This window comes from Cupriavidus basilensis (genome assembly GCF_000876015.1).
Classification (GTDB): Bacteria; Pseudomonadota; Gammaproteobacteria; order Burkholderiales; family Burkholderiaceae; genus Cupriavidus; species Cupriavidus basilensis_B.
In genome coordinates, this window is the sequence record NZ_BBQM01000023.1 from 215255 (window position 1) to 235188 (window position 19934).

At 71.1% G+C, this 19934-nt stretch carries 16 protein-coding genes; 7 read left to right on the forward strand and 9 right to left on the reverse strand.

What is annotated here, in order from left to right:
- Positions 1–199: 199 nt before the first annotated feature.
- The 4 genes from KF708C_RS25705 to KF708C_RS25720 are packed head-to-tail and all read right to left on the reverse strand — an operon-like array spanning position 200 to position 4837.
- Positions 200–1669 carry an efflux transporter outer membrane subunit gene (locus KF708C_RS25705; protein ID WP_059413771.1) on the reverse strand — a complete coding sequence of 490 codons (1470 nt, stop codon included), beginning with the start codon at positions 1667–1669 and terminating at the stop codon, positions 200–202.
- Positions 1666–2610 (reverse strand): efflux RND transporter periplasmic adaptor subunit, encoded by a 945-nt coding sequence (locus tag KF708C_RS25710; protein WP_059413773.1) that lies wholly within the window; start codon positions 2608–2610, stop codon positions 1666–1668. Before KF708C_RS25710 ends, KF708C_RS25705 begins: the two co-directional genes overlap by 4 nt.
- Positions 2607–2819: a DUF1656 domain-containing protein gene (locus KF708C_RS25715; RefSeq protein ID WP_020200758.1), complete on the reverse strand. Its 213-nt coding sequence runs from the start codon at positions 2817–2819 to the stop codon at positions 2607–2609. The genes KF708C_RS25710 and KF708C_RS25715 overlap by 4 nt, the downstream gene beginning before the upstream one ends.
- On the reverse strand, positions 2813–4837 hold the full coding sequence (locus KF708C_RS25720; protein ID WP_231586577.1) for an FUSC family protein: 2025 nt from the start codon (positions 4835–4837) through the stop codon (positions 2813–2815). Before KF708C_RS25720 ends, KF708C_RS25715 begins: the two co-directional genes overlap by 7 nt.
- Before the next feature lie 200 nt (positions 4838–5037).
- On the opposite strand from KF708C_RS25720, the gene KF708C_RS25725 reads away from it, so the two are divergent.
- From KF708C_RS25725 to KF708C_RS25735, 3 genes are all read left to right on the forward strand, one after another.
- Positions 5038–5931 (forward strand): LysR family transcriptional regulator, encoded by an 894-nt coding sequence (locus KF708C_RS25725; RefSeq protein WP_020200760.1) that lies wholly within the window; start codon positions 5038–5040, stop codon positions 5929–5931.
- A gap of 386 nt (positions 5932–6317) precedes the next feature.
- Complete coding sequence (locus KF708C_RS36525; RefSeq protein ID WP_197090428.1) at positions 6318–6617, forward strand: hypothetical protein; 300 nt, start codon at positions 6318–6320, stop codon at positions 6615–6617.
- Positions 6618–6809: 192 nt separating this feature from the next.
- A complete protein-coding gene (locus KF708C_RS25735) occupies positions 6810–8099 on the forward strand; it encodes an acyltransferase family protein (RefSeq protein WP_059413779.1) in 1290 nt (429 codons plus the stop codon).
- On the opposite strand, the gene KF708C_RS25740 is transcribed toward KF708C_RS25735, so the two are convergent.
- Positions 8096–9343: an outer membrane beta-barrel protein gene (locus KF708C_RS25740; protein ID WP_231586578.1), complete on the reverse strand. Its 1248-nt coding sequence runs from the start codon at positions 9341–9343 to the stop codon at positions 8096–8098. The genes KF708C_RS25735 and KF708C_RS25740 overlap by 4 nt on opposite strands.
- Positions 9344–10015: 672 nt before the next feature.
- On the opposite strand from KF708C_RS25740, the gene KF708C_RS25745 reads away from it, so the two are divergent.
- Entirely contained in the window at positions 10016–10237 is a 222-nt protein-coding gene (locus KF708C_RS25745; protein WP_029044416.1) for a hypothetical protein, read from the forward strand.
- A 43-nt stretch (positions 10238–10280) separates the two neighbouring features.
- On the forward strand, positions 10281–10577 hold the full coding sequence (locus tag KF708C_RS25750) for an H-NS histone family protein (RefSeq protein ID WP_059413782.1): 297 nt from the start codon (positions 10281–10283) through the stop codon (positions 10575–10577).
- A 23-nt stretch (positions 10578–10600) separates the two neighbouring features.
- On the opposite strand, the gene mdeB is transcribed toward KF708C_RS25750, so the two are convergent.
- The 3 genes from mdeB to KF708C_RS25765 form a co-directional block, all read right to left on the reverse strand.
- The gene (gene mdeB / locus KF708C_RS25755; protein WP_059413784.1) at positions 10601–13270 is read right to left on the reverse strand and encodes an alpha-ketoglutarate dehydrogenase; all 2670 of its coding nucleotides are present in this window, start codon (positions 13268–13270) and stop codon (positions 10601–10603) included.
- A gap of 301 nt (positions 13271–13571) precedes the next feature.
- Positions 13572–14093 carry a hypothetical protein gene (locus KF708C_RS25760; RefSeq protein WP_020206814.1) on the reverse strand — a complete coding sequence of 174 codons (522 nt, stop codon included), beginning with the start codon at positions 14091–14093 and terminating at the stop codon, positions 13572–13574.
- Complete coding sequence (locus KF708C_RS25765; protein WP_029044415.1) at positions 14090–14623, reverse strand: hypothetical protein; 534 nt, start codon at positions 14621–14623, stop codon at positions 14090–14092. The genes KF708C_RS25760 and KF708C_RS25765 overlap by 4 nt, the downstream gene beginning before the upstream one ends.
- Before the next feature lie 195 nt (positions 14624–14818).
- On the opposite strand from KF708C_RS25765, the gene KF708C_RS25770 reads away from it, so the two are divergent.
- Together KF708C_RS25770 and KF708C_RS25775 are read left to right on the forward strand one after the other, a co-directional pair.
- The gene (locus KF708C_RS25770) at positions 14819–15790 is read left to right on the forward strand and encodes a 5'-nucleotidase (protein ID WP_059413786.1); all 972 of its coding nucleotides are present in this window, start codon (positions 14819–14821) and stop codon (positions 15788–15790) included.
- Positions 15787–16104 (forward strand): YnfA family protein, encoded by a 318-nt coding sequence (locus KF708C_RS25775; protein ID WP_020206811.1) that lies wholly within the window; start codon positions 15787–15789, stop codon positions 16102–16104. Before KF708C_RS25770 ends, KF708C_RS25775 begins: the two co-directional genes overlap by 4 nt.
- 147 nt (positions 16105–16251) lie before the next feature.
- Here the strand turns inward: KF708C_RS25775 and KF708C_RS25780 are convergent, their stop codons facing one another.
- Positions 16252–19821, reverse strand: coding sequence for an indolepyruvate ferredoxin oxidoreductase family protein (locus KF708C_RS25780; protein ID WP_059413788.1), 3570 nt, complete (start codon positions 19819–19821; stop codon positions 16252–16254).
- Between the last annotated feature and the right edge of the window lie 113 nt (positions 19822–19934).

Consider the following 19934-nt stretch of genomic DNA (forward strand, 5'->3'; position numbering starts at 1 on the left):
GTTATGAATTAAAATTCTGGTTTTCAGTCGAAATTTTCACAGTGGCAACGAGGCGCCGGGAACGGCCCGACATGCCTGCCGGCCAGCGCGGGCGCGGGAATCCGCCGCATCGGCGCACGCGCCGGACACGGACGCGCGCGCACCCTCGCCCGCGAACGGGAGAGGGTGCGCAAGGGAATCGGAAGGAAGGCGCGCGGCGCTAGTCGTGCCCGTCGGCGTGGCCGGCGCCATCGCGCCGCGCCACCTGCGGGCTGTTCTGCCAGCCGCCGCCGAGCGCCAGGAACAGGTTGATCTGGTCGAGCGCCACCTGGCTGTCCGACGCGGCCAGCGCCGCCTCCGACGCGGCCAGCGTGCGGTCGGCGTCGAGGCTGGACAGGTACGGCGTGCGCCCGGCCCGGTACAACTGGCGATGCTGATGCGCGGCCTCGCGCGCGTCGTCGCGCGCCACGCGCAGCGACTGGTTGCGCTCCAGCTCGCGCGTGTACTCGCTCAGCGCGCCCTGGGTTTCCTGCAAGGCCTTGAGCACCACGCCGTCGAACTGCGCCAGCGCGGCGTCGGCGCCCGCCTCCATCGCATGGATGCGCGGCCGCACGCCGTTGGTGGGCAGGTTCCATGTGACCAGCGGGCCGATGCCCCAGCGCGCCGTGGGCCCGGTGCCGAGATCGCCCATGAGGCCGCTCAGCCCGGCCGAGGCACCGAGGCGGATCGACGGATAAAGATCGGCCGTGGCCACGCCGATCCTGGCGGTGGCCGCGGCGAGCTCGCGCTCGGCCTGGCGCACGTCGGGCCGGCGCTTGAGCAGCGCGGCGCCGTCGCCCACCGGCAGCGCCTGGCGCAGCCGCGGCTCCTCCTCGCAGGCGAACGCATCCTCGGCCAGCGCGGCGGGCGGCTTGCCCAGCATCACCGCCAGCCGGTAGGCCGCGCCCTCTTTCTCGGCCTTGAAGCGCGGCAGCGCGGCGCGCAGGGTCTCGGCCTGCGAGCGCGCGCGCAGCAGGTCGGCGGGCTGGCCGCGGCCGGCGGCCACCAGCTTGCCGGCGATGTCCGCGCCGCGCTCCTGCAGCGCGAGCTGGTGCTCGGCAACCTCCAGCTCGTGCGTGGCCGCGCAGCCCTGCACATAGGCGCGCACGGTCTGCGCCACCACGCCCACGCGCGCCATGTCGAGCGCGGCCTGGCTGGCTTCGGCGCTGGCCAGCGCGGCCTCGTCGGCGCGCGCGAGCTTGCCGAAGAAGTCCACCAGGTAGGACACCGAGAAGCCGAAGTCGCCAAGGCTGAAGACGGGAATCTTCTCCTTGATGAGGAAACTCTCGCCGGCCACCTGCGCGCGCTCGGCCTTGGCCGAGAACGCGGCCTGCGGCAGGTTCTCGGCTTCCACCTCGTGATAGACCGCCACCGCGCGCCGCAGGTTGGCGGCGGCCACGCGCAGGCTGGTGTTGGCGGTGAGCGCTTCCTGCACGAGCCGGTTGAGCTTGGGGTCGTCGTAGAGCCGCCACCAGTCGTCCGGCACCGGCGCCACCGAGACGGCCGCGTCCTGCGTGCCGAGTAGCGGGCCGTTGGCCTCGGGCGCGCGCACCGCCGCGTGCTCCGGCACCTTGTAGTCGGGGCCGACCGTGGTGCAGGCGAACAGCAGCGGCGCCAGCGCCGGCAGCACGGCCAGGGCGAGCCGGTTCATCGCGCCGCCTCGCTGGCCGCGATGGCATCGATGGCCTCGACGGACGCGTCAGCGCGCCGCGCGACCACCATCTGGCGCGGCTCCGCCACCGACACCGTGGCGGTGCGGCCCGACACCAGTTGCACGTCCGCCGGCACGGCGTCGAGCACGATGCGCACCGGGATGCGCTGCGCCAGCCGCACCCAGTTGAAGGTCGGGTTGACGTTGGGCAGCAGGTTGGCGCCGGCGCTGCGGTCGCGGTCCTCGATGCCGGCGGCGATGCTCTGCACGTGGCCGCGCAGCGTGGTGCGCTCGCCCATGATGCGCACCGAGACCGCGCTGCCGATATGGATGCGGTGCAGCTTGGTTTCCTCGAAATACCCTTCCACGTGGAACGAGTCCGCGTCGACCATCGACAGCACCGGGCGGCCGGTGCTGACGTAGTCGCCCAGGCGCGGCAGGCGGTCGTTGAGCATGCCGTCCACCGGGCTGGTGACGCTGGTGCGCGCCAGGTTCAGGCGCGCCACGCCGACCTCGGCCTCGGCCTGCGCCAGCGCGGCTTCGCCCTGCTGCACGCGGGCCTGCCCTTCTTCCACCACCTCGGTGGCGACCACCTCGTTGAGCGCGTGGTTGCGCGCGGCCTCGCGGCGCGCCTGCGCCAGCGTCGCGCGCAGCGCGGCGGCGCTGGCCTGGGCCTGCTGCAGCGCCAGCCGGTAGCGGTCCTGGTCGATCACGAACAGCACCTGGCCGCGCCGCACGCGCTGGTTGTCCTTGACCAGCACCTGCGTGACCAGGCCCGACACGTCGGGCGCGACCTGCACCACGTCGGCGCGCACGTGGCCGTCGCGCGTCCACGGCGCCACGGTGTAGTAATCCCACAGATGCCTGACGACGAACAGCGCCGCCACCGCGGCCAGCAGGGTCAGGACCACGGGAACCAGCAAACGGATCTTGAATTTCATGATTGCAGCGAGCGGGCCAGGGCGACCACGCCACCGAGCACGATCAGGTAGAGGGCGAGATTGAACAGGGAACGGTGCCAGACCAGCCGGTAGAAGCCCAGGCGCGCCAGCAGCGCGCGCAGGCTGGCGGTCATGGCGAAGGCGAGCAGCATCAGCGCCAGCAGCATGGGCACGAACACGCCGTACAGGTCGAGCTCGGCGTTCAGCATGCGGTCTGCGCGCGCGCGGCGGCCGGCGCCGGCGCGGGAACGTGAGGCAGCGGCGCGGGCGCGGCCGGATGCGGCTGCGCGTGGTAAAGCGTGACCTGCAGCACGAACAGCGCGGCCAGCGTGTCGCGCACCGCGTGGCCGGCGGTGTCGTCGGCCTGCGCGGCCACTTCGTGCATGGCCTTGTCGATGCGCGCGGACAGCGCCTCGGGCGGCGCCATCGCGTGGCCGGCCTTCAGGCGCGCGCGGTAGTGCCCGGCGGCGCCGTTGAGCACGCGCGTGACCGCGCGCCGCGCGGGCGGGCGCAGCGCGCCCAGGTTGCGCTGCAGCGCCAGCGCGCCGAAGCCGACCTGCAGCTCGGCGAAGCCATCCGAGGACAGCTTGTCGTCGCTGGCCGCCAGGCGCGGCACCAGCTGGCCGAGGCGGTCCAGCATGCGCGCGCCGAGCTTGCCCTGCTGCGGCGCCTCGCCGCGCGTGGCGGCCTGCGCCAGGTCCTTCCAGCTTGCGCGGATCAGCCGGTGCACCGCCACGCGCGCGCCGAACGGGCGCGTGGCCATGAACCACAGCGGCGCGAACAGCATGCCGCCCACGCTGGCCAGGCTGGTGTTGAAGGTGCCGAGGAAGTTGGCGTCGTAGAGGCTCTGGAAATTGCCGAACGAGGCCGTGTTGACCGACAGCAGCATGGCGATCAGGTTGAAGCCCGGGCGCGAGATCAGCAGGCCGATGCCCATGTACGGCACCGCCAGCATGCCCACCAGCGTCTCGAAGTTGTGGGCCTGCGGCACCACCAGGAACAGGTAGAAGCACGACACCAGGAAGCACACCACGCTCCAGCGCATGAACGCGCGCGCCACCGGCCGCGGCTCCTCCACGGTGGCGAAGAAGCAACTGGCGATGGTGGCCACCACCACGGCGCCGGCGCCGTCCTCCCAGCCCGAGGCGATCCACAGCAGGCCCGCGCAGAACACCGCGAGGCTGGTCGAGCAGGCGTAGTACAGCAGCATGCCGTGGTCGTGGTGGTGCGCGCGGCCGGCCGCGCCGGCGCGGTAGCGCAGCGCGGGCGCGGCGCCGTTGCCGGCCTGGTCGCCGATGCAACGTTGCAGCGCCTGGCAGTCTTCGCACAGCGCCGCGAGCGTGCGCAGGTGGTCGTTGGCAGTGGCCACCAGCCCGGCATGCCAGCCGGGCGCCTTGCCGTAGGCGCGCCACGGCGCGGCGGCCGGCTCGAGCACCGGCGACGGGCCGGTGAAGCCGCCGTCGATCCACGCGCGCATGTCCGCCATGTGGCGCGCCAGTTGTTCCGGCATGCCCTGCGCATGGCAGCGCAGGGCATGCAGCAGCCCGCCCAGCGAGGACAGCACCGGCAGCAGCATGGTCATGCGCTCGCGCAGCGCGCGCGCATGGCGCAGGGTGTCGGTGCTCTCCGTGTCGTAGGAAAGCTGCGCGATCAGCTGGTCGAGCGCGAGGATGTCGGCGGCCAGCCGGTGCCGGCTGTCATGGCGCGCGACGTTGGCGTCGGGCTCGGGCGAGAGCATGTCCGAGGCCCACAGCGCCGCGTCGGCCAGCCAGGTGGCCGAGCGCGCGCGCAGCGCGGGCGCCACCTTGGCCGGGAACACGATCGAGCCGACCATCCCGGCGCACACGATGCCGACCACGATCTCCTCGATGCGCGCCACCGCGATGGGAAAGACCTGGACCGGCTCGCTGACCGCGGGCAGCGCCACGATCGGCAGCGTGTAGGCGGCCAGCAGGAACACATAGCTGCGCGGCGTGCGCTGCAGCAGCGAGAAATAGAGCAAGGCGCCGGTCCACAGCGCGATGGCCGCCATCAGCAGCACCGGCTCGTTGACCAGCGGCGGCACGGTCGCCACCGCGCCGGTGGCGCCAAGCAGCGTGCCCGCCACCCGGTACGCGGCCTTCGAGCGCGTGGCCCCGGTCAGCGGGTGGGAGACGAAATAGACGGTCGCCATCGCCCAGTAAGGGCGGGGCAGACCCAGCGCCAGCGCGATATAGAGCGCGAGCATCGAAGCGGCAAACGCTTTGAGCGAAAAGAGCCATTGCCGTGCGCTCGGCCATGCCATGGGGACGCAAACCTGTAGTAACTGCAGTGGGATGCAAGTGTAGCCAACTGGCGGTCATTCCGAACATGATTTAAAATTACCCTTCATATTCGCTTTTTTCATGCGAACCCCAGCCCCCACCCTTCGGTAACAGGACGCCCCCCGTGCCCATCGATATCCGTGCCCTGCGCTACTACGTCGAGACCGTGCGCCTGCAGAGCTTTACCCAGGCCGCGACCTCTCTGTACGTCACCCAGTCCACCATCAGCAAGATGGTGCGCCAGCTGGAGGACGAAGTCGGCCAGCCGCTGCTGATCCGCGAGGGCAAGCAGGTGCGGCTGACCGACGTGGGGCGCGTGGTCTACGAGCGCGGGCAGGAGGCGCTCGGCGTGGTGCACCGGCTCACGCTGGAAGTGGCCGACCTGTCGTCGCTGGGGCGCGGGCAGCTCACGGTGGGCATACCGCCGATGGCCAACCTGTTCTTCACGCCCGCCGTGAGCGCCTTCCGCCAGCGCTATCCCAACCTGGAACTGAGCATGGCCGAGCACGGCGGCCACATGGTGGAGCAGCAGGTAGCCAGCGGCGAGCTGGAAGTGGGCGCAACCGTGCTGCCCGGCGACAGCGGGCTGGCGCTGGCCACGCGCGAGTTCGCCAAGTACCCGGTCTGGGTGGCGGGGCCGCGCAAGGCCAGCTGGGCCAAGAACAAGACCGTCAGCCTCGCGGCGCTGCGCGACGAGCCGCTGCTGCTGCTGACCGACGAATTCTCGCTCACGCGCAAGCTGCGCGTGGCCTTCATGGAGGCCCGCTTCGAGCCGCGCATCGTGGCGCAGAGCGGGCACTGGGACTTCCTCGCCTCGATGGCGGCCGCGGGCCTGGGCACCACCTTCCTGCCGCAGCCGCTGCTGGCGCGGCTCCAGCTCGACGACAAGCTCGCCGTGGCGCGCCTGTCCGAGCCGGCGATGGACTGGACGCTGGCGCACATCTGGTCGCCGGGGCGCTACCTGTCCCACGCGGCGCGCGCGTGGTTCGCGGTGTGCGAGGAAGTGCTGGGCGCCTGAGCGGCGGCATCCGCGCCACGTCCTGTGGCCAGCCGGATCGCGCGCCCGCCCGCCGGCATCCATGAAAAAAACGACTTCATCTCATAGTTTTAAATCGCTTCTGGAATTACCGACCCGGGCCTACACTGCTTTCCATCGGGCGCGGCATGCAGGCCCGGAACCATCCGGTGCCGCCGTGCTCGTCCGTGAAGACGAACCATCATGCAGAACCCAGTGACCGCGCACCTCCCTCCCTGCTCGCGCGCGGCCGCTTCTTTCCCGGCTGATGATTCACTAGCCGCAGGGGGCGGCAGACCCGTCGCCCCCTGACTTTTACGAGCCCGCCCGCCCCCTCCACCGCATGCGGCGCGCCGCGCAGCGGCTCGACTACCCCGGACAAACACATCATGAAAAAGATCGCTCTCGCCGGTGCCGGCCTGATGGCACTCTCCTGCTCGCTGTCGGCCCTCGCCGGCCCGGATTTCGCCGTCATCGAGAAGGCCCGCGAGGCCAAGCGCGCCCAGCAGCATGCCGCTGTCAGCCAGCCCGTGGCCACCACCGCCACCCAGGCGTCGGTGACGCCGCGCGGCGTGGTCTACAAGCACGAAGTGGCTGCCGTGCCGGCGCGGGACACCATCGGCCAGCAGGCCGCGCCCGCCCGTAGCACGGCCGCGCCGCAGGCCGGCGCGGACGGCTCCAAGAGCTGAGCCCGCTCACGCGCGAAGCTGCCCGGCCGCCGCGCGCGGCCGGCCCGATGCCACGCATCGGCGCATGACGCCTTGCGCACGGCGCGCCGTGCCGCCCACGCGGCGCGGCGCGCCGTGCGTTGAACTTGGCGGACGATGCCTAGGGGACGCCGGTACACTCGTGCCGATACGGGAAACCTGGATGGGGCGTCAATGCGCAGCGAGTATCCCCGTTCACAGCCGCGCGGCGCACGGCGCAACGGCGCCACGACCGCGGGCCCGCGGGCAGCGCCCGCAAGCCGCCTCGCGCGCGGCCACCTGCGCCCGCTCGACGGCATACGCGGCATCGCCATCCTGCTGGTCTTCTTCCACCACTCGGTGGTGCCGGCCGCGCTCGGCGACAGCGGAACCATCGGCCATCTCGCGCTCAAGCTGCTGGTGTCGGGCTGGATTGGCGTGGACGTCTTCTTCGCGCTGTCCGGCTTCCTGATCACCGGCATCCTGCTCGACGCGAAAGGCGCGCCGCGCTACTTCGTCAATTTCTACGCCAGGCGCACGCTGCGGATCTTCCCGCTGTACTACTTCTTCCTGGTTCTGTTCTTTCTGATCCTGGGGCCATTCCTAGCGGAAATCTACCAGCCCGGGCAGGCCTATGCGGACCTCCATCGCGCGCAGGCGTGGTTCTGGAGCTATCTGCAGAACTGGTATTTCGCCAGGCTGCCGCAGGGCTCGCCGGTGCCGGTGACGCAACTGTGGTCGCTCGCCATCGAGGAGCAGTTCTACCTGGCCTGGCCGCTGGTGGTGTTCCTGTGCCCGGCCCGGCGCGTGGCGCTGCTGTCGCTGGCCCTGTGCGCGGCGTCGCCGCTGCTCAGGCTGGCCCTGATCGCGCGCGGCTGGGACCAGATGGCAATCTACGTGTCCACGCTCACCCACGTCGACCCGCTCCTGTGGGGCGCGCTGGTGGCGTCGTATGCGCGCTGCCGGGCGCCGCTGCCCAGCGCGCGGCAGGTGCTGGGCGCGCTCGCGGTGCTGGCATTCGCCGGCGCGGCGCTGGTCGACGTGCTCGACGGCGGGCTGCGGCGCAACGGGCTGGCGCTGCAGACGCTGGGCTTCAGCATCATCGGCGCCAGCGCCGCGCTGCTGATCGCGGCCACGCTGCTGCTGCCGCCCGATGCGCGGCTGAACCGGTTCCTCGGCCACCGCGTGCTGACCACGTTCGGGAAATACAGCTATTCGCTCTACGTGTTCCACCCGCCGGTGCTGTATGCCGTGGCATGGCTGTTCCGCGCGCGGCTGCAACTGCTGCCGGACGAGGGCAGCGTGTTCTCGGCCGGCTACCTGTGCTTCGTGCTGGTTTCCCTGCTGGCGTGCATGCTGATCAGCCTTGCCACGTGGCATCTGTTCGAGGCAAGGCTGCTGGCGCTCAAGCGATACTTCGGCGCGGAAGCGGGGCGGCCCGCGCGCATGGCGCCGACCTCCGGCAACGTCCCCGAGGCAGACTAGAGCAGCACGCCGATCTCGCACAGGCCGCGCACCTGCGCGCGGCGGTTGCCATCGGTGCCGAAGGCCGCGCCCGGCGCGGTCCGGCGCGCGCCCACGTAGGCGAACTCGGTACGCACGAAGAAGCGCTTGTACTGGTACGTCGGGGTCAGCGTGACCGACCATGCCTCGCTGCCCGCGCCGTACAGGAGATTGGGCGCGCCGCCCGCCGCGGTGCCGGTCGAGGCGATGTACTCCAGCCGCACCGGCAGCTTGAACCCCGGCAGCCGCAGCCCGGCGGGCGTGGCGTCGGCGCCGAAGTCGTAGCTCATCAGCAGCGCGCCGCCGTAGGTCGAGGCCGCCTCGCTGGTGCCGTACTCGGGCAGCCTGGGCACGCGCGTGTACTGCAGATAGGGCTGGAAGGTCCATGCGCCGCGGGTGCGCGTGTAGATCAGGTTGTAGATCTGCTGGTTGTTCTGGTACAGCGGCGTCGCGGTCGTCGATACGTCGGTGTGGCCGGTGTTGGCGCCGGCGCTGAACGTGATGGTGCTGCTGCTGTCCAGCGCGTAGCTGGCCAGCCCCGTGATCCAGCTGTAGCGCTTCGAGTAGAAGCCGTCGTTCACCGATGCGGAAAGCGTCAGCGGGCCGGCGGCGTAGTTGACCTGGATGCCGCGGTTCACCGCGTTCTCCTGGTTCCACAGCAGGCCGCGCTGGATGTTCATGTTCTGGAACGAGAAGGTGCTCTCCGCCCCGATCAGCGTGGGCAGCTTGCCGACCATCACCGACAGCGTGTCGGTGGGGGCGATCTTGAGATAGCCCTGGGCCAGCGGGCTGAACAAGGCCGGCGTGGCATCCGAGGTGCGCAGGTACGGCACGCCGAGCACCGGCGTCGAGTAGTAGCCGGCCTGGACGAAGAACTGCAGCAGGCCATCGGCCTTGTTGACGAAGACCTGGGCGTTGCCGAGGTCGAACTGCCGGCTGCGGTCCGCCGGCACGGCGTGGCTCTGCGCCAGCCCGAGCCCGCTCAGCACGCCGCCCACGTAGAGCGGCCCGAGCGCGCCCGCGTCGATGCGCACGGGGGCCGCGCTCAACGTGCTCGCGATCGCCGGCTGCAGTGCCGGCGCCGGCGCTTCCTGCGCTTCCTGCGCGGGCTGCTGGCCGGCCTCGGCCGCCGCCTGCTGCGGCTGGTCCTGCGCCCACGCGGCGGCGGGGCCGGCGCTCAATGCCGTCAGGACTGTGGCGACGCAGAATCGGACGTGTGTTTTCATCGGATGGGTTCCTTCTCTTGCCGGGCCTGACGTACCGCACCGCCGTGGTGTGGCAGCGGCTCGCCGGCAAGGAACATGCCGCTGCAGGGACGTAAATGTCCGTCATCCCGCGTCGCGCATGGCGTTTTTTACCCATGAAAAAAACGACTGGTACACATAGTTTTATATCGTTATTCGAATTCATCGCGCAGGCATACACTGCCGTCGTTCCAGCGTGATTCGTCAGGTTCAAGACAGGCCCAAGAGCCGGTCGGACCGGACGCCGCCACGCCGCCGCCCCTGGAGATGACGCATCATGAAGACCCGAGGTATCGCCCTGGCAGCCGTGGCGCCCGCCACAGCGTTCCGCGCCGCCGCGGCCCATGCCTCGGGCCACGCCGCCCTTGCCGGCGGCGCGAACGACGGCAGGCCCGTTTGCCGGCGGCGCCCGGCACCGGCGCCGGCCCGCGCCGGATGGATATCCGGGTAGACAGGTGGCTCTGTGGCCGCGTGCTTCTCCTTTGCTCCAGTGCGGCCACACTTCTGACGGCTGAGCTATCTCCAGCCGCGGGGAGCGGCCCAGGGCCCGCTCCCCGTTTTTTTTCCTCGCGACGGCATGCGCGCCCCGTTGCGCCCCCGGCGCACGGCGTTGCTCCGCAACCCGACCGCAATCACACCGAACAGGCAACGCTCGTGAAAAATCTGACCTTGATGGCCGCCGGCCTGGCGGCACTCGCATGCTCGCTCGCGGCACTGGCCGGCCCGGACTTCGCCGTCATCGAAAAGGGCCGCGCGGCCAAGCGGGCCGAGCAGCGCGCCCAGCGACGGGTCCTGCAGAGCGACGCCGCCAGCGAGCCGGCCGCCGTCAGGCCGCAGCCGGAACAGGCCGGCGCGGCCGACCAGCGCGGCAGTTGAGCCGCATCGCCACGTTGTCGTCGTCCAACTCCCGGTCCCCCGCATGTCCGTCGAAATCGAACGCCTCTCGGCCATCATCTGGGTGCGCGAGCGCATGGCCGCATACGGCCTGACCATCGATGCGCTGGCCGCCGCCGGCTGCTTTCCGGCCACGATCCCGGCCCCGATCCGGACCACGATCCGGACCACCAAGCCGCCGCCAAAGAGAGAACAGAAGCACTACCGCAACGCCGACGGCCAGACCTGGGACGGCCACGGCGCGATGCCGCACTGGCTGCAGCGCGCCGTCAACGCCGGGCAGTCGATCGAGCATTTCCGCGCCGAGGCCGGCGCGGACTGAGCGGGCCAGGCACGCGGCCTGGCCTAGCGCAGCCAGGGCGCGTCCTGGCCGCCGCCCGCGCCGTAGCGCGCCAGCGCCTGCGCATGCAGGGCCGGCGACACCGCGCGCAGCGCGGCGAGCGCCACGTGATGCCGGTCGACCTCGAAGAAGCCGCGCAGCGCGTCGCGCGTGTCGCTGCGCCCGAAGCCGTCGGTGCCCAGCGCGGTGAACGGCGCCTGCACATAGGAGGTGATCAGTTGCGCGCAGGCCCGCACGTAGTCGGTGGCGGCCACCACCGGCGTGGTGCCGGGCAGGCAGCGCTGCACGTAGCTCCGGGCCTCGCCGCCGGCCGCGAACAGGCCGCCGCGCTCGCATTCGCGCGCGTCGCGCGCCAGTTCGGAGAAGCTGGTCACGCTCCAGATCTCGGACCGGATGCCCCAGTCTTCGGCCAGCAGTTCCGCCGCCGCGATGACCTCGCGCAGGATGGCGCCGGCGCCGAGCAGCCTGACCGCGGCGGCGCCCTCGCCCGGGCCGCGCGTGCCGAAGCGGTACATGCCCTTGATGACGCCTTCGCGCGCATCGGCCGGCAGCGGCGCCTGCGCGTAGTTCTCGTTGTTGACGGTGAGGTAGTAGAACTCGTCGTGCTGGTCTTCGAGCATGCGGCGCGCGCCGTGGTCGATGATGACGGCGGCCTCGCTGGCGAAGGCAGGGTCGTAGGCGCGGCAGTTCGGCACGGTGGAGGCGATCAGCTGGCTGGTGCCGTCCTGGTGCTGCAGGCCTTCGCCGGCCAGCGTGGTGCGCCCGGCGGTGGCGCCGATCAGGAAGCCGCGGGCGCGCTGGTCGGCCGCGGCCCAGATCAGGTCGCCCACGCGCTGGAAGCCGAACATCGAGTAGTAGATGTAGAACGGCAGCATGGCCACGCCGTTCACGCTGTACGAGGTGGCCGCCGCGGTCCAGGACGCCAGCGCGCCGGCCTCGGTGATGCCTTCCTCGAGCAGCTGGCCTTGCCGGCTTTCCTTGTAGTACAGCATCGAGCCGGCGTCCTCCGGCTCGTAGAGCTGGCCGGCCGGCGAGTAGATGCCGATCTGGCGGAACAGGTTGGCCATGCCGAAGGTGCGCGCCTCGTCGGCCACGATGGGCACCACGCGCGGGCCGACTTCGCGGTCCTTGATGAGGTTGGTGAACAGCCGCACCACCGCGGTGGTGGTGGAGACCGCGCGCGCGTCCGGCTCCAGCGCGAAGCGCGCGTACTGCATCAGGTCCGGCATGCGCAGCGCGTCGGCGTGGCGGCTGCGCGCCGGCAGGTAGCCGCCCAGCGCGCGGCGGCGCGCATGCAGGTAGGCCATCTCGGCGCTGTCCTCGGCGGGCTTGTAGAAGCGCAGCGTCTCCACCGCGGCATCGTCCAGCGGCAGCTTGAAGCGGTCGCGGAAGGCGCGCAGCGCGTCCACGTCGAGCTTCTTCTGCTGGTGCGCGGTCATGCGCGATTCGCCGGCCTCGCCCATGCCGAAGCCCTTCTTGGTCTTGGCCAGGATCACGGTGGGCGCGCCCGTATGCTCCTGCGCGGCGCGGAAGGCCGCGTGGAGCTTGCGGAAGTCGTGGCCGCCGCGGCGCAGCGCGTCGATGTCGGCACTGCTCATGCCGGCGGCCAGCGCCTTGAGCTCGGGGTCGCGGTTGAAGAAGTTGGCGAGGTTGTAGTCGCCGTCCCTGGCGCCGAGGTTCTGGTACTCGCCATCGACCATCGCGGCGAAGCGGCGCAGCAGCGCGTGGCTGGTGTCGCGCGCGAACAGCGTGTCCCACTCCGAGCCCCACACCACCTTGACCACGTTCCAGCCGGCGCCGGCGAACAGCGCCTCCAGCTCATTGATGACCTGGCCGTTGCCGCGCACCGGGCCGTCCAGCCGCTGCAGGTTGCAGTTGACGACGAAGGTCAGGTTGTCGAGCTGCTCGCGCGCGGCCAGCGACAGCGCGGCCAGCGATTCGGGCTCGTCCATCTCGCCGTCGCCGAACACGCCCCACACGCGGCGCCCGGCGGTCTCGGCGATGCCGCGATGCGCGAGATAGCGCAGGAAGCGCGCCTGGTAGATCGCGCTGATGGGGCCGATGCCCATCGAGCCGGTCGGGAACTGCCAGAAATCCGGCATCAGCCACGGATGCGGATAGGAGCACAGGCCGCCGCCGGCCACCTCCTGCCGGTAGTTGGCGAGCTGGCTCTCGGACAGCCGGCCTTCGAGGAACGCGCGCGCGTAGACGCCCGGCGCCGAGTGCGGCTGGAAGTAGACCAGGTCGCCCTTGCGCCCGCCCTCGTCGGCGCGGAAGAAATGATTGAAGCCCACTTCGAAGATTTCCGCCGCCGAGGCATAGCTCGACAGGTGCCCGCCGAGCTCGCCGTAGGCCTTGTTGGCGCGCACCACCATCGCCAGCGCGTTCCAGCGGATGATCGAGGTCAGGCGCTGCTCCATGTCGAGGTCGCCGGGATAGCGCGGCTGCTCGGCCACGCCGATGGTGTTCTGGTAGGCGGAGTACGGATGTGCGCGGTGGCCCAGGCCGAGATGGCTGGCATGCTCGGCCAGCCGCTCGAGCAGGAAGCGCGCGCGCGGCGCGCCGCCGGCGCGCACCACGCCGGCCAGCGCGTCGAGCCATTCGCGGGTTTCTTCGTGATCGGTGTCCTCGCCGTGGGCAAGGTCGCCGGCGGCGGCTTGGTGCTGCGCGTGCATGGCTGTCTCCGTGGGGTTGCGTGGCGGGCGGCGGCATCGATGGCGCCGCGTCGCCCCGGAGCGCGGACCGCCTTTCCGGCAAGGTCCGGGGGCCGCGCGGGCAGGAATTCATTGTAGGGAGAGGGGTGCCGCAGAAGCTGCCGAATTCGGGCAGCCGGCGAGCCGCGCGCAGCGGAACGTGCCGCGAAGTGGCGCGGCGGCGGCGTGTCTGTGCCGTGAAGCGGAGAATTGCCGGAACGACGTGCCGCGGCGCGCGCGCGTCAGGCCAGCGCGGCGCCGGCCACCGGCCGGTGGCGACCGGCTATTGCAGGTTGCCCCAGCGCGGCACCGCCGGCTCGGCCGCCGCCCACTTCCAGCCGCCAGGCTGCCTGCAGGCCGTGGTCAGGAACCAGCTGCGCTGCCGCTTGCCGTCGTCGTCCACCGAGAACAGCGCCTCGCGGCACTCGGCCAGCGGCGTGCGGATGACGCGCACCACGCGCACCCAGCCGTGCTGGTTGCCGTAGGGAATGGGATGGCGGATTTCCCAGCGCTGCTGCTCGTCCACCGGCATGGCGCCGATGGTGGCGGCGATGCTGTCCTGCTCGGCACGCTGCCAGTTGCGGAACACGTACTTGGCGCCGGCATCCGCCGCCGCCGCCACGCCGATGCCCACGCTGGCGCCGATGGCCGGGTTGCCGGTGACGGCGCCGGTGGCCACGCCGGCCACCGCGCCGGTCAGGTCGCCCACCGAGGCGCAGCCGCTGGCCAGCGCCGCGGCCAGCAGCGCGGCCAGGGCGGAGGCCGGCGCGGAGACCAGGATGCGCGGCCGCCGGCGGCCGCTCATTGCAGCGAGCCCCAGCGCTCGGTGGCCGGCTCGGCGGTGGCCCACTTCCAGTTCTGGCCGTCGCGGCAGATCGCCGCGATATAGAAGGCGCTCGGCTTGCCGTCCTCGTCCACCGAGAACAGGATCTCCTTGCACGGCAGCGACTTGCCGCCGATCTCGCGGCTGACGGTGACGCGGCCATGCTCGGCCGGCTCCAGCGGCACCGCATGGTCGGTCTTCCAGTCGGCCACCGCGTCCACCGCGAGGCCGCCGGCGGCCTGGGCGATGCGGTCCTGCGCGGCGGCATGCACGCGCCGCTGGCTGTATTGCAGGGCCGCCTTCGCGCCGGCCTGCACGCCCAGGCCGATGCCGGTGGCGACGGCGGCGTTGTCGGTCACCGCGCCGGCCACCGCGGCGCCGGCAATGCCCGCGCCGGCGGCCGTGCCCTCGTTGAGCAGGGAGCTGCAGCCCGCGGCGGACAGGCACAGCGCGGCGGCGGCCAGCACGGCCACGCCACGCAAGGCATGCAGGGGAAGATCGGGACGATTCATGGCAGCAGCGGACCGGCACGTTGACCGGCACGTCGGCCGGCGCATTCGCAAATGCGGGCGAGGATACCCGCGCGGGGTGCCGCGGCCAAGCGGGAAAGTGTCAAAGTTTGTAAACAGCGGACCCGGCGCGGACCCGGTGCCCTGTCGCAATGCGCTGCCTCGGTGCCCCGCCTCGATGCCCTTATACTCGCGCTCATGGCCTACGATCTCACCGACAAACTCGTCATCGGCATCTCGTCCCGGGCGTTGTTCGACCTCGAGCACGAGAACGGCATCTATCAATCCCAGGGCGTAGCGGCCTACGCCGCCTACCAGCGCGAGAACGAGGACCAGCCGCTGCTGCCGGGCACCGCCTTCCCGCTGGTGGAGGCCCTGCTCGGGCTCAACAGCCTGATCCCGGACCTGCGCCCGGTGGAGGTGGTGGTGATCTCGCGCAATTCGCCCGACACCGGGCTGCGCGCCTTCAACGCCATCGAGACGCACCGGCTCGACATCACGCGCGCGGCCTTCACCGGCGGCGCGCCGATCGCGCGCTACCTCAAGGCCTTCAAGGTCGACCTGTTCCTGTCGCGCGAAGCCGCCGACGTGCAGGCCGCCATCGACGGCGGCGTGGCCGCGGCGCAGTTGTACGACGCGCCCGCCGCCTACCGCGCCCCGCCCGGGCAGATCCGCATCGCCTTCGACGGCGACGCCGTGCTGTTCTCGCCCGAGTCCGAGCGGATCTACAAGGAAAAGGGGCTGGAGGCCTTCATCAAGAACGAAAAGCGCCATCGCCACAAGGCCCTGGCCGAAGGCCCGTTCGCCAAGCTGCTGCTGCGCCTGGCCCAGATCCAGGCGCATTTCCCGCCCGGCGAGAGCCCGGTGCGCATCGCCATCGTGACCGCGCGCAACAGCCCCGCCCACACGCGCGTGGTGCACACGCTGCGCGCCTGGAACGTCAGCATCGACGAAGCCTTCTTCCTCGGCGGCCTGCCCAAGGACCAGGTGCTGCAGGCCTTCGGCGCGCACATGTTCTTCGACGACCAGGAAGGCCACGTGGAACTGGCCTCCGCGGTGGTGCCGTCGGGGCGGGTGCCTTACCAGGGCGGCGAGCTCGGCAGCAGCAAGACGCGCAGGCGGGCCAGGAAAGCGCCCACCGCCGCGAAGGTGGAGGAACCCGCGGCGTGAAGATCTTCGGCCTTTACCTGATCACCGCCTGCGCGGAAATCCTCGGCTGCTACCTGCCCTACCTGTGGCTGCGCCAGAACGCCAGCGCCTGGGTGCTGGTGCCGGGCGCGCTGTCGCTGGCGCTGTTCGCGTGGCTGCTGACGCTGCATCCGGATGCGTCCGGGCGCGTCTACGCGGCGTATGGCGGGGTCTATATCGCGGTGGCGATCGCGTGGCTGTGGCTGGTCGACGGCGTGCGGCCCACGCCGTGGGACCTGGCCGGCGTGGCGGTGGCGATTGCGGGGATGGCGGTGATTGTGCTGCAGCCGCGGTGAGTGATCGGGCTGGGGTGGTTTGAGCGGTGGCGCTGTTTGCGGGCGCCGGCCCTCTCCCCCGGCCCCTCTCCCGCGGGCGGGAGAGGGGAGCAAACCCCGAGCGATTGACGAAGCCCGCGAATGGGCCCACGCCGCCCGAGCCAGCCCTCAAGCCGCCACCCGCGCCCCACCCTCCCGATACCGCGCCAGCAACTGCCCGCGCAGCACCGCCGCCTTCTCCATGCTGGCTTCCTTGACGTGGCCGAAGCCGCGGATGTCGTCCGGCAGGCTGGCCAGCGCCACGGCGGTATCGAGCCGCGCGGCGTCGAGCGTGGCGCAGAACTCGTCCACCATCCCGATGTAGTCCTCGATCAGCCTGCGCTCGGCGCGGCGCTCGGCGGTCCTGCCGAACACGTCGAACGCGGTGCCGCGCAGGCCGCGGGCGCGCGCCAGCAGGCGGAACACGCCGAGCGTGGCCGGGCCGAAGCGGCGCTTGACGAGGTGGCCCCTGGCATCGCGCCTGGCCAGCAGCGGCGGCGCGAGGTGGAAGCCGAGCTGGTAGTCGCGGCCCGGCTCGCCTTCGAACCGGGCGCGCAGCTTGTCGAGGAAGGCCGGGTCGGCGTACAGGCGCGCGACCTCGTATTCGTCCTTGTAGGCCATCAACTTGGCGAGGTTGCGCGCCACCGCCTCGGTCAGCGGCAGGCGGCCGCCGGCGCCGAGCGCTTTCTCCGCGCCGCGCACGCGCGCCACCACGGCGCTGTAGCGCGCGGCATAGGCGGCGTTCTGGTAGGCGGTGAGCGTCGTTTCGCGCTGGCGGATCACGCCGTCGAGCGTTTCCGGCATTGACACCACCTGCGCGCGCGCCGCCGGCCTGAGCCGCGCGCCCAATGCGGCTTCGCCGTGATGGGCGAGGTAGCGGCCCCAGTCGAACGCAAGCTGGTTCTTTTCCACCGACACGCCGTTGAGCACGATCGCGCGCGCCAGGCTTTCGCGGCGCAGCGGAATCCAGCCCTTCTGCCACGCAAAGCCGAGCAGCAGCGGGTTGGAGTAGATCGAGTCGGCCAGCAGCGTCACGGCCCAGGCGTTGGCGTCGATGAACGCGCAGGCGTCGCCGACGCTGGCGCGCAGGTCCTGCTCGGCCGAGGCGCCCGGGAATTGCCACCTGGGGTTGTGGATGAACTCCGCCGTGGGCGTGTTGGCGCTGTTGATGGCGGCGGCCGTCACGCCGGGCCGGGTCTTGGACAGGACCTCGGCCGAGGCCGAGACGATGGCGTCGCAGCCGATCACCAGCCGTGCCTCGCCCATCGCGATGCGGGTGGCGTGCAGCGCGGCCGGCGTGGGCGCGATCTGCACGTGGCTGATCACGGCGCCGCCCTTCTGCGCGAGGCCGGCCATGTCGAGCACGGTCACGCCCTTGTTCTCCAGGTGCGCGGCCATGCCGAGCAGGCCGCCGATCGTGACCACGCCGGTGCCGCCCACGCCCGTGACCAGCACGCCGTAGGCACGCTCGAGCGCCGGCAGCACCGGCAGCGGCAGCGCCGAGAAATCGACATCGGCACCCTTGCCGCCCGCGGCGGCCGGCTTCCTGAGTTGCGCGCCTTCGGCGGTGACGAAGCTCGGGCAGAAGCCGTTGACGCAGGAGAAGTCCTTGTTGCACGACGACTGGTTGATCTGCCGCTTGGTGCCGAGCGCCGTCTCCAGCGGCTCCACCGACAGGCAGTTGGACTTGACCGAGCAGTCGCCGCAGCCTTCGCACACCGCGTCGTTGATGAAGGCGCGCTTCGCCGGGTCGGGATAGGTGCCGCGCTTGCGGCGGCGGCGCTTCTCGGTGGCGCAGGTCTGGTCGTAGATCAGCACGGTGACGCCGGCGGTATCGCGCAACTGCAACTGGATCTCGTCGAGCCGGTCGCGGTGATGCACGGTCACGCCGGCGGGCAGCATGGCGCCGTCGCCGTATTTTTCCGGCTCGTCGGTCACGACCACGATCCTGCTGGCGCCTTCTGCCAGCACCTGGTGGGCGATCTGCGGCACCGTCAGCACGCCGTCGACCGGCTGGCCGCCGGTCATGGCCACGGCGTCGTTGAACAGGATCTTGTAGGTGATGTTGGCCCTGGCCGCGATCGACGCGCGCACGGCCAGCAGGCCGGAGTGGAAGTAGGTGCCGTCGCCGAGGTTGACGAACACGTGCTTCTCGCCGGTGAAGTGCATCTGGCCGGTCCACGCCACGCCCTCGCCGCCCATCTGGCTGAAGGTGTCGGTATTGCGGTCCATCCATAGCGTCATGTAGTGGCAGCCGATGCCGGCCATCGCGCGCGAGCCTTCCGGCACGCGCGTCGAGGTGTTGTGCGGGCAGCCCGAGCAGAACCACGGCTTGCGCTCGACCGCGATGCGCGGGCGCGCGGCCTCGCGCTCCTTGGCCTCGATCAGCGCCACGCGCGCGGCGATGCGCGCGCGCACGTCGGCCGGCAGGTCGCGCTTTTCCAGGCGGGTGGCGATGGCCTTGGCGATCAGCGCCGGCGACAGTTCATAGTGCGCCGGCAGCAGCCAGTCGCCGCGCGGCAACGACCATTCGCCGCCGTGGTTGCCGCGCTCGTCGAACTTGCCGTAGATCTTGGGGCGCACGTCGTCGCGCCAGTTGTACAGCTCTTCCTTGAGCGCGTATTCGAGGATCTGGCGCTTCTCCTCCACCACCAGGATCTCTTCCAGGCCGGTGGCGAACTCGCGCGCGTCCTGCGCGTCGAGCGGCCACACGCAGCCCACCTTGAACACGCGGATGCCGACGCGGCGGCAGGTGTCGTCGTCCAGGCCCAGGTCGGCGAGCGCCTGGCGCACGTCGAGGTAGGCCTTGCCGGCGGTCATGATGCCGAAGCGCGCGTCGGGCGAATCGAGCACCACGCGGTTGAGCTTGTTGGCGCGCACGTAGGCCAGCGCCGCGTACCACTTGTGGTCCAGCAGGCGTGCTTCCTGCACCAGCGGCGGGTCGGGCCAGCGGATGTTGAGGCCGTCCGGCGGCATGGCGACATCTTCCGGCAGCTTGATCCGCACGCGCTCGGGATCGATCTCCACCGAGGCGCTGGACTCCACCACGTCGGTCACGCACTTCATCGACACCCACAGGCCGGAGTAGCGGCTCATGGCCCAGCCGTGCAGACCGTAGTCGAGATATTCCTGCACGTCCGACGGGTACAGCACCGGGATGCCCGCGGCCATCAGCACGTGCTCGGACTGGTGCGCCACGGTGGACGACTTGGCGGCGTGGTCGTCGCCGGCCAGCAGCAGCACGCCGCCGTGCCTGGCCGAGCCGGCCGAGTTGGCGTGCTTGAGCACGTCGATGGAGCGGTCCACGCCCGGGCCCTTGCCGTACCACATGGCGAACACGCCGTCGCGGGTGGCGCCGGGAAACAGGTTGACCTGCTGCGAGCCCCACACCGCGGTGGCGGCGAGGTCTTCGTTGACGCCGGGCTGGAACACCACGTCGCTGGCGGCCAGGTGCGCCTTGGCCTTCCACAGCGCCTGGTCCACGCCGCCCAGCGGCGAGCCGCGGTAGCCGGAGATGAAGCCGGCGGTATTCAGGCCGGCGGCGCGGTCGCGCGCCTTCTGCAGCATGGGCAGGCGCACCAGCGCCTGGGTGCCGCTCAGGTAGACCCGGCCCTTCTCCAGCGTGTATTTGTCGTCCAGCGAAACCGTTTCCAGGGACGCCAGTTCGGCTTGCTGGGCGGGGGATAGGGGGGCATTCATCGATGCGGTCTCCGTTCTGCGCTCTGTGGGGGCTGCGCTGAGTGTAGGAAGGCGGCCCGTTATCGTAAAATCAAGAATTCAGAGAACAGGTATGCGCGAGACAGATAATACGC

Bases quoted from the DNA above. Each gene is read 5' to 3' on its own strand.
- KF708C_RS25705 (WP_059413771.1), bottom strand. From the start codon at position 1,669: ATGAACCGGCTCGCCCTGGCCGTGCTGCCGGCGCTGGCGCCGCTGCTG.
- KF708C_RS25715 (WP_020200758.1), bottom strand. From the start codon at position 2,819: ATGCTGAACGCCGAGCTCGACCTGTACGGCGTGTTCGTGCCCATGCTG.
- KF708C_RS25740 (WP_231586578.1), bottom strand. From the start codon at position 9,343: ATGAAAACACACGTCCGATTCTGCGTCGCCACAGTCCTGACGGCATTG.
- KF708C_RS36525 (WP_197090428.1), top strand. From the start codon at position 6,318: ATGAAAAAGATCGCTCTCGCCGGTGCCGGCCTGATGGCACTCTCCTGC.
- KF708C_RS25735 (WP_059413779.1), top strand. From the start codon at position 6,810: ATGCGCAGCGAGTATCCCCGTTCACAGCCGCGCGGCGCACGGCGCAAC.
- KF708C_RS25710 (WP_059413773.1), bottom strand. From the start codon at position 2,610: ATGAAATTCAAGATCCGTTTGCTGGTTCCCGTGGTCCTGACCCTGCTG.
- KF708C_RS25750 (WP_059413782.1), top strand. From the start codon at position 10,281: ATGTCCGTCGAAATCGAACGCCTCTCGGCCATCATCTGGGTGCGCGAG.
- KF708C_RS25760 (WP_020206814.1), bottom strand. From the start codon at position 14,093: ATGAGCGGCCGCCGGCGGCCGCGCATCCTGGTCTCCGCGCCGGCCTCC.
- KF708C_RS25765 (WP_029044415.1), bottom strand. From the start codon at position 14,623: ATGAATCGTCCCGATCTTCCCCTGCATGCCTTGCGTGGCGTGGCCGTG.
- mdeB (WP_059413784.1), bottom strand. From the start codon at position 13,270: ATGCACGCGCAGCACCAAGCCGCCGCCGGCGACCTTGCCCACGGCGAG.
- KF708C_RS25720 (WP_231586577.1), bottom strand. From the start codon at position 4,837: ATGCTCGCGCTCTATATCGCGCTGGCGCTGGGTCTGCCCCGCCCTTAC.
- KF708C_RS25770 (WP_059413786.1), top strand. From the start codon at position 14,819: ATGGCCTACGATCTCACCGACAAACTCGTCATCGGCATCTCGTCCCGG.
- KF708C_RS25780 (WP_059413788.1), bottom strand. From the start codon at position 19,821: ATGAATGCCCCCCTATCCCCCGCCCAGCAAGCCGAACTGGCGTCCCTG.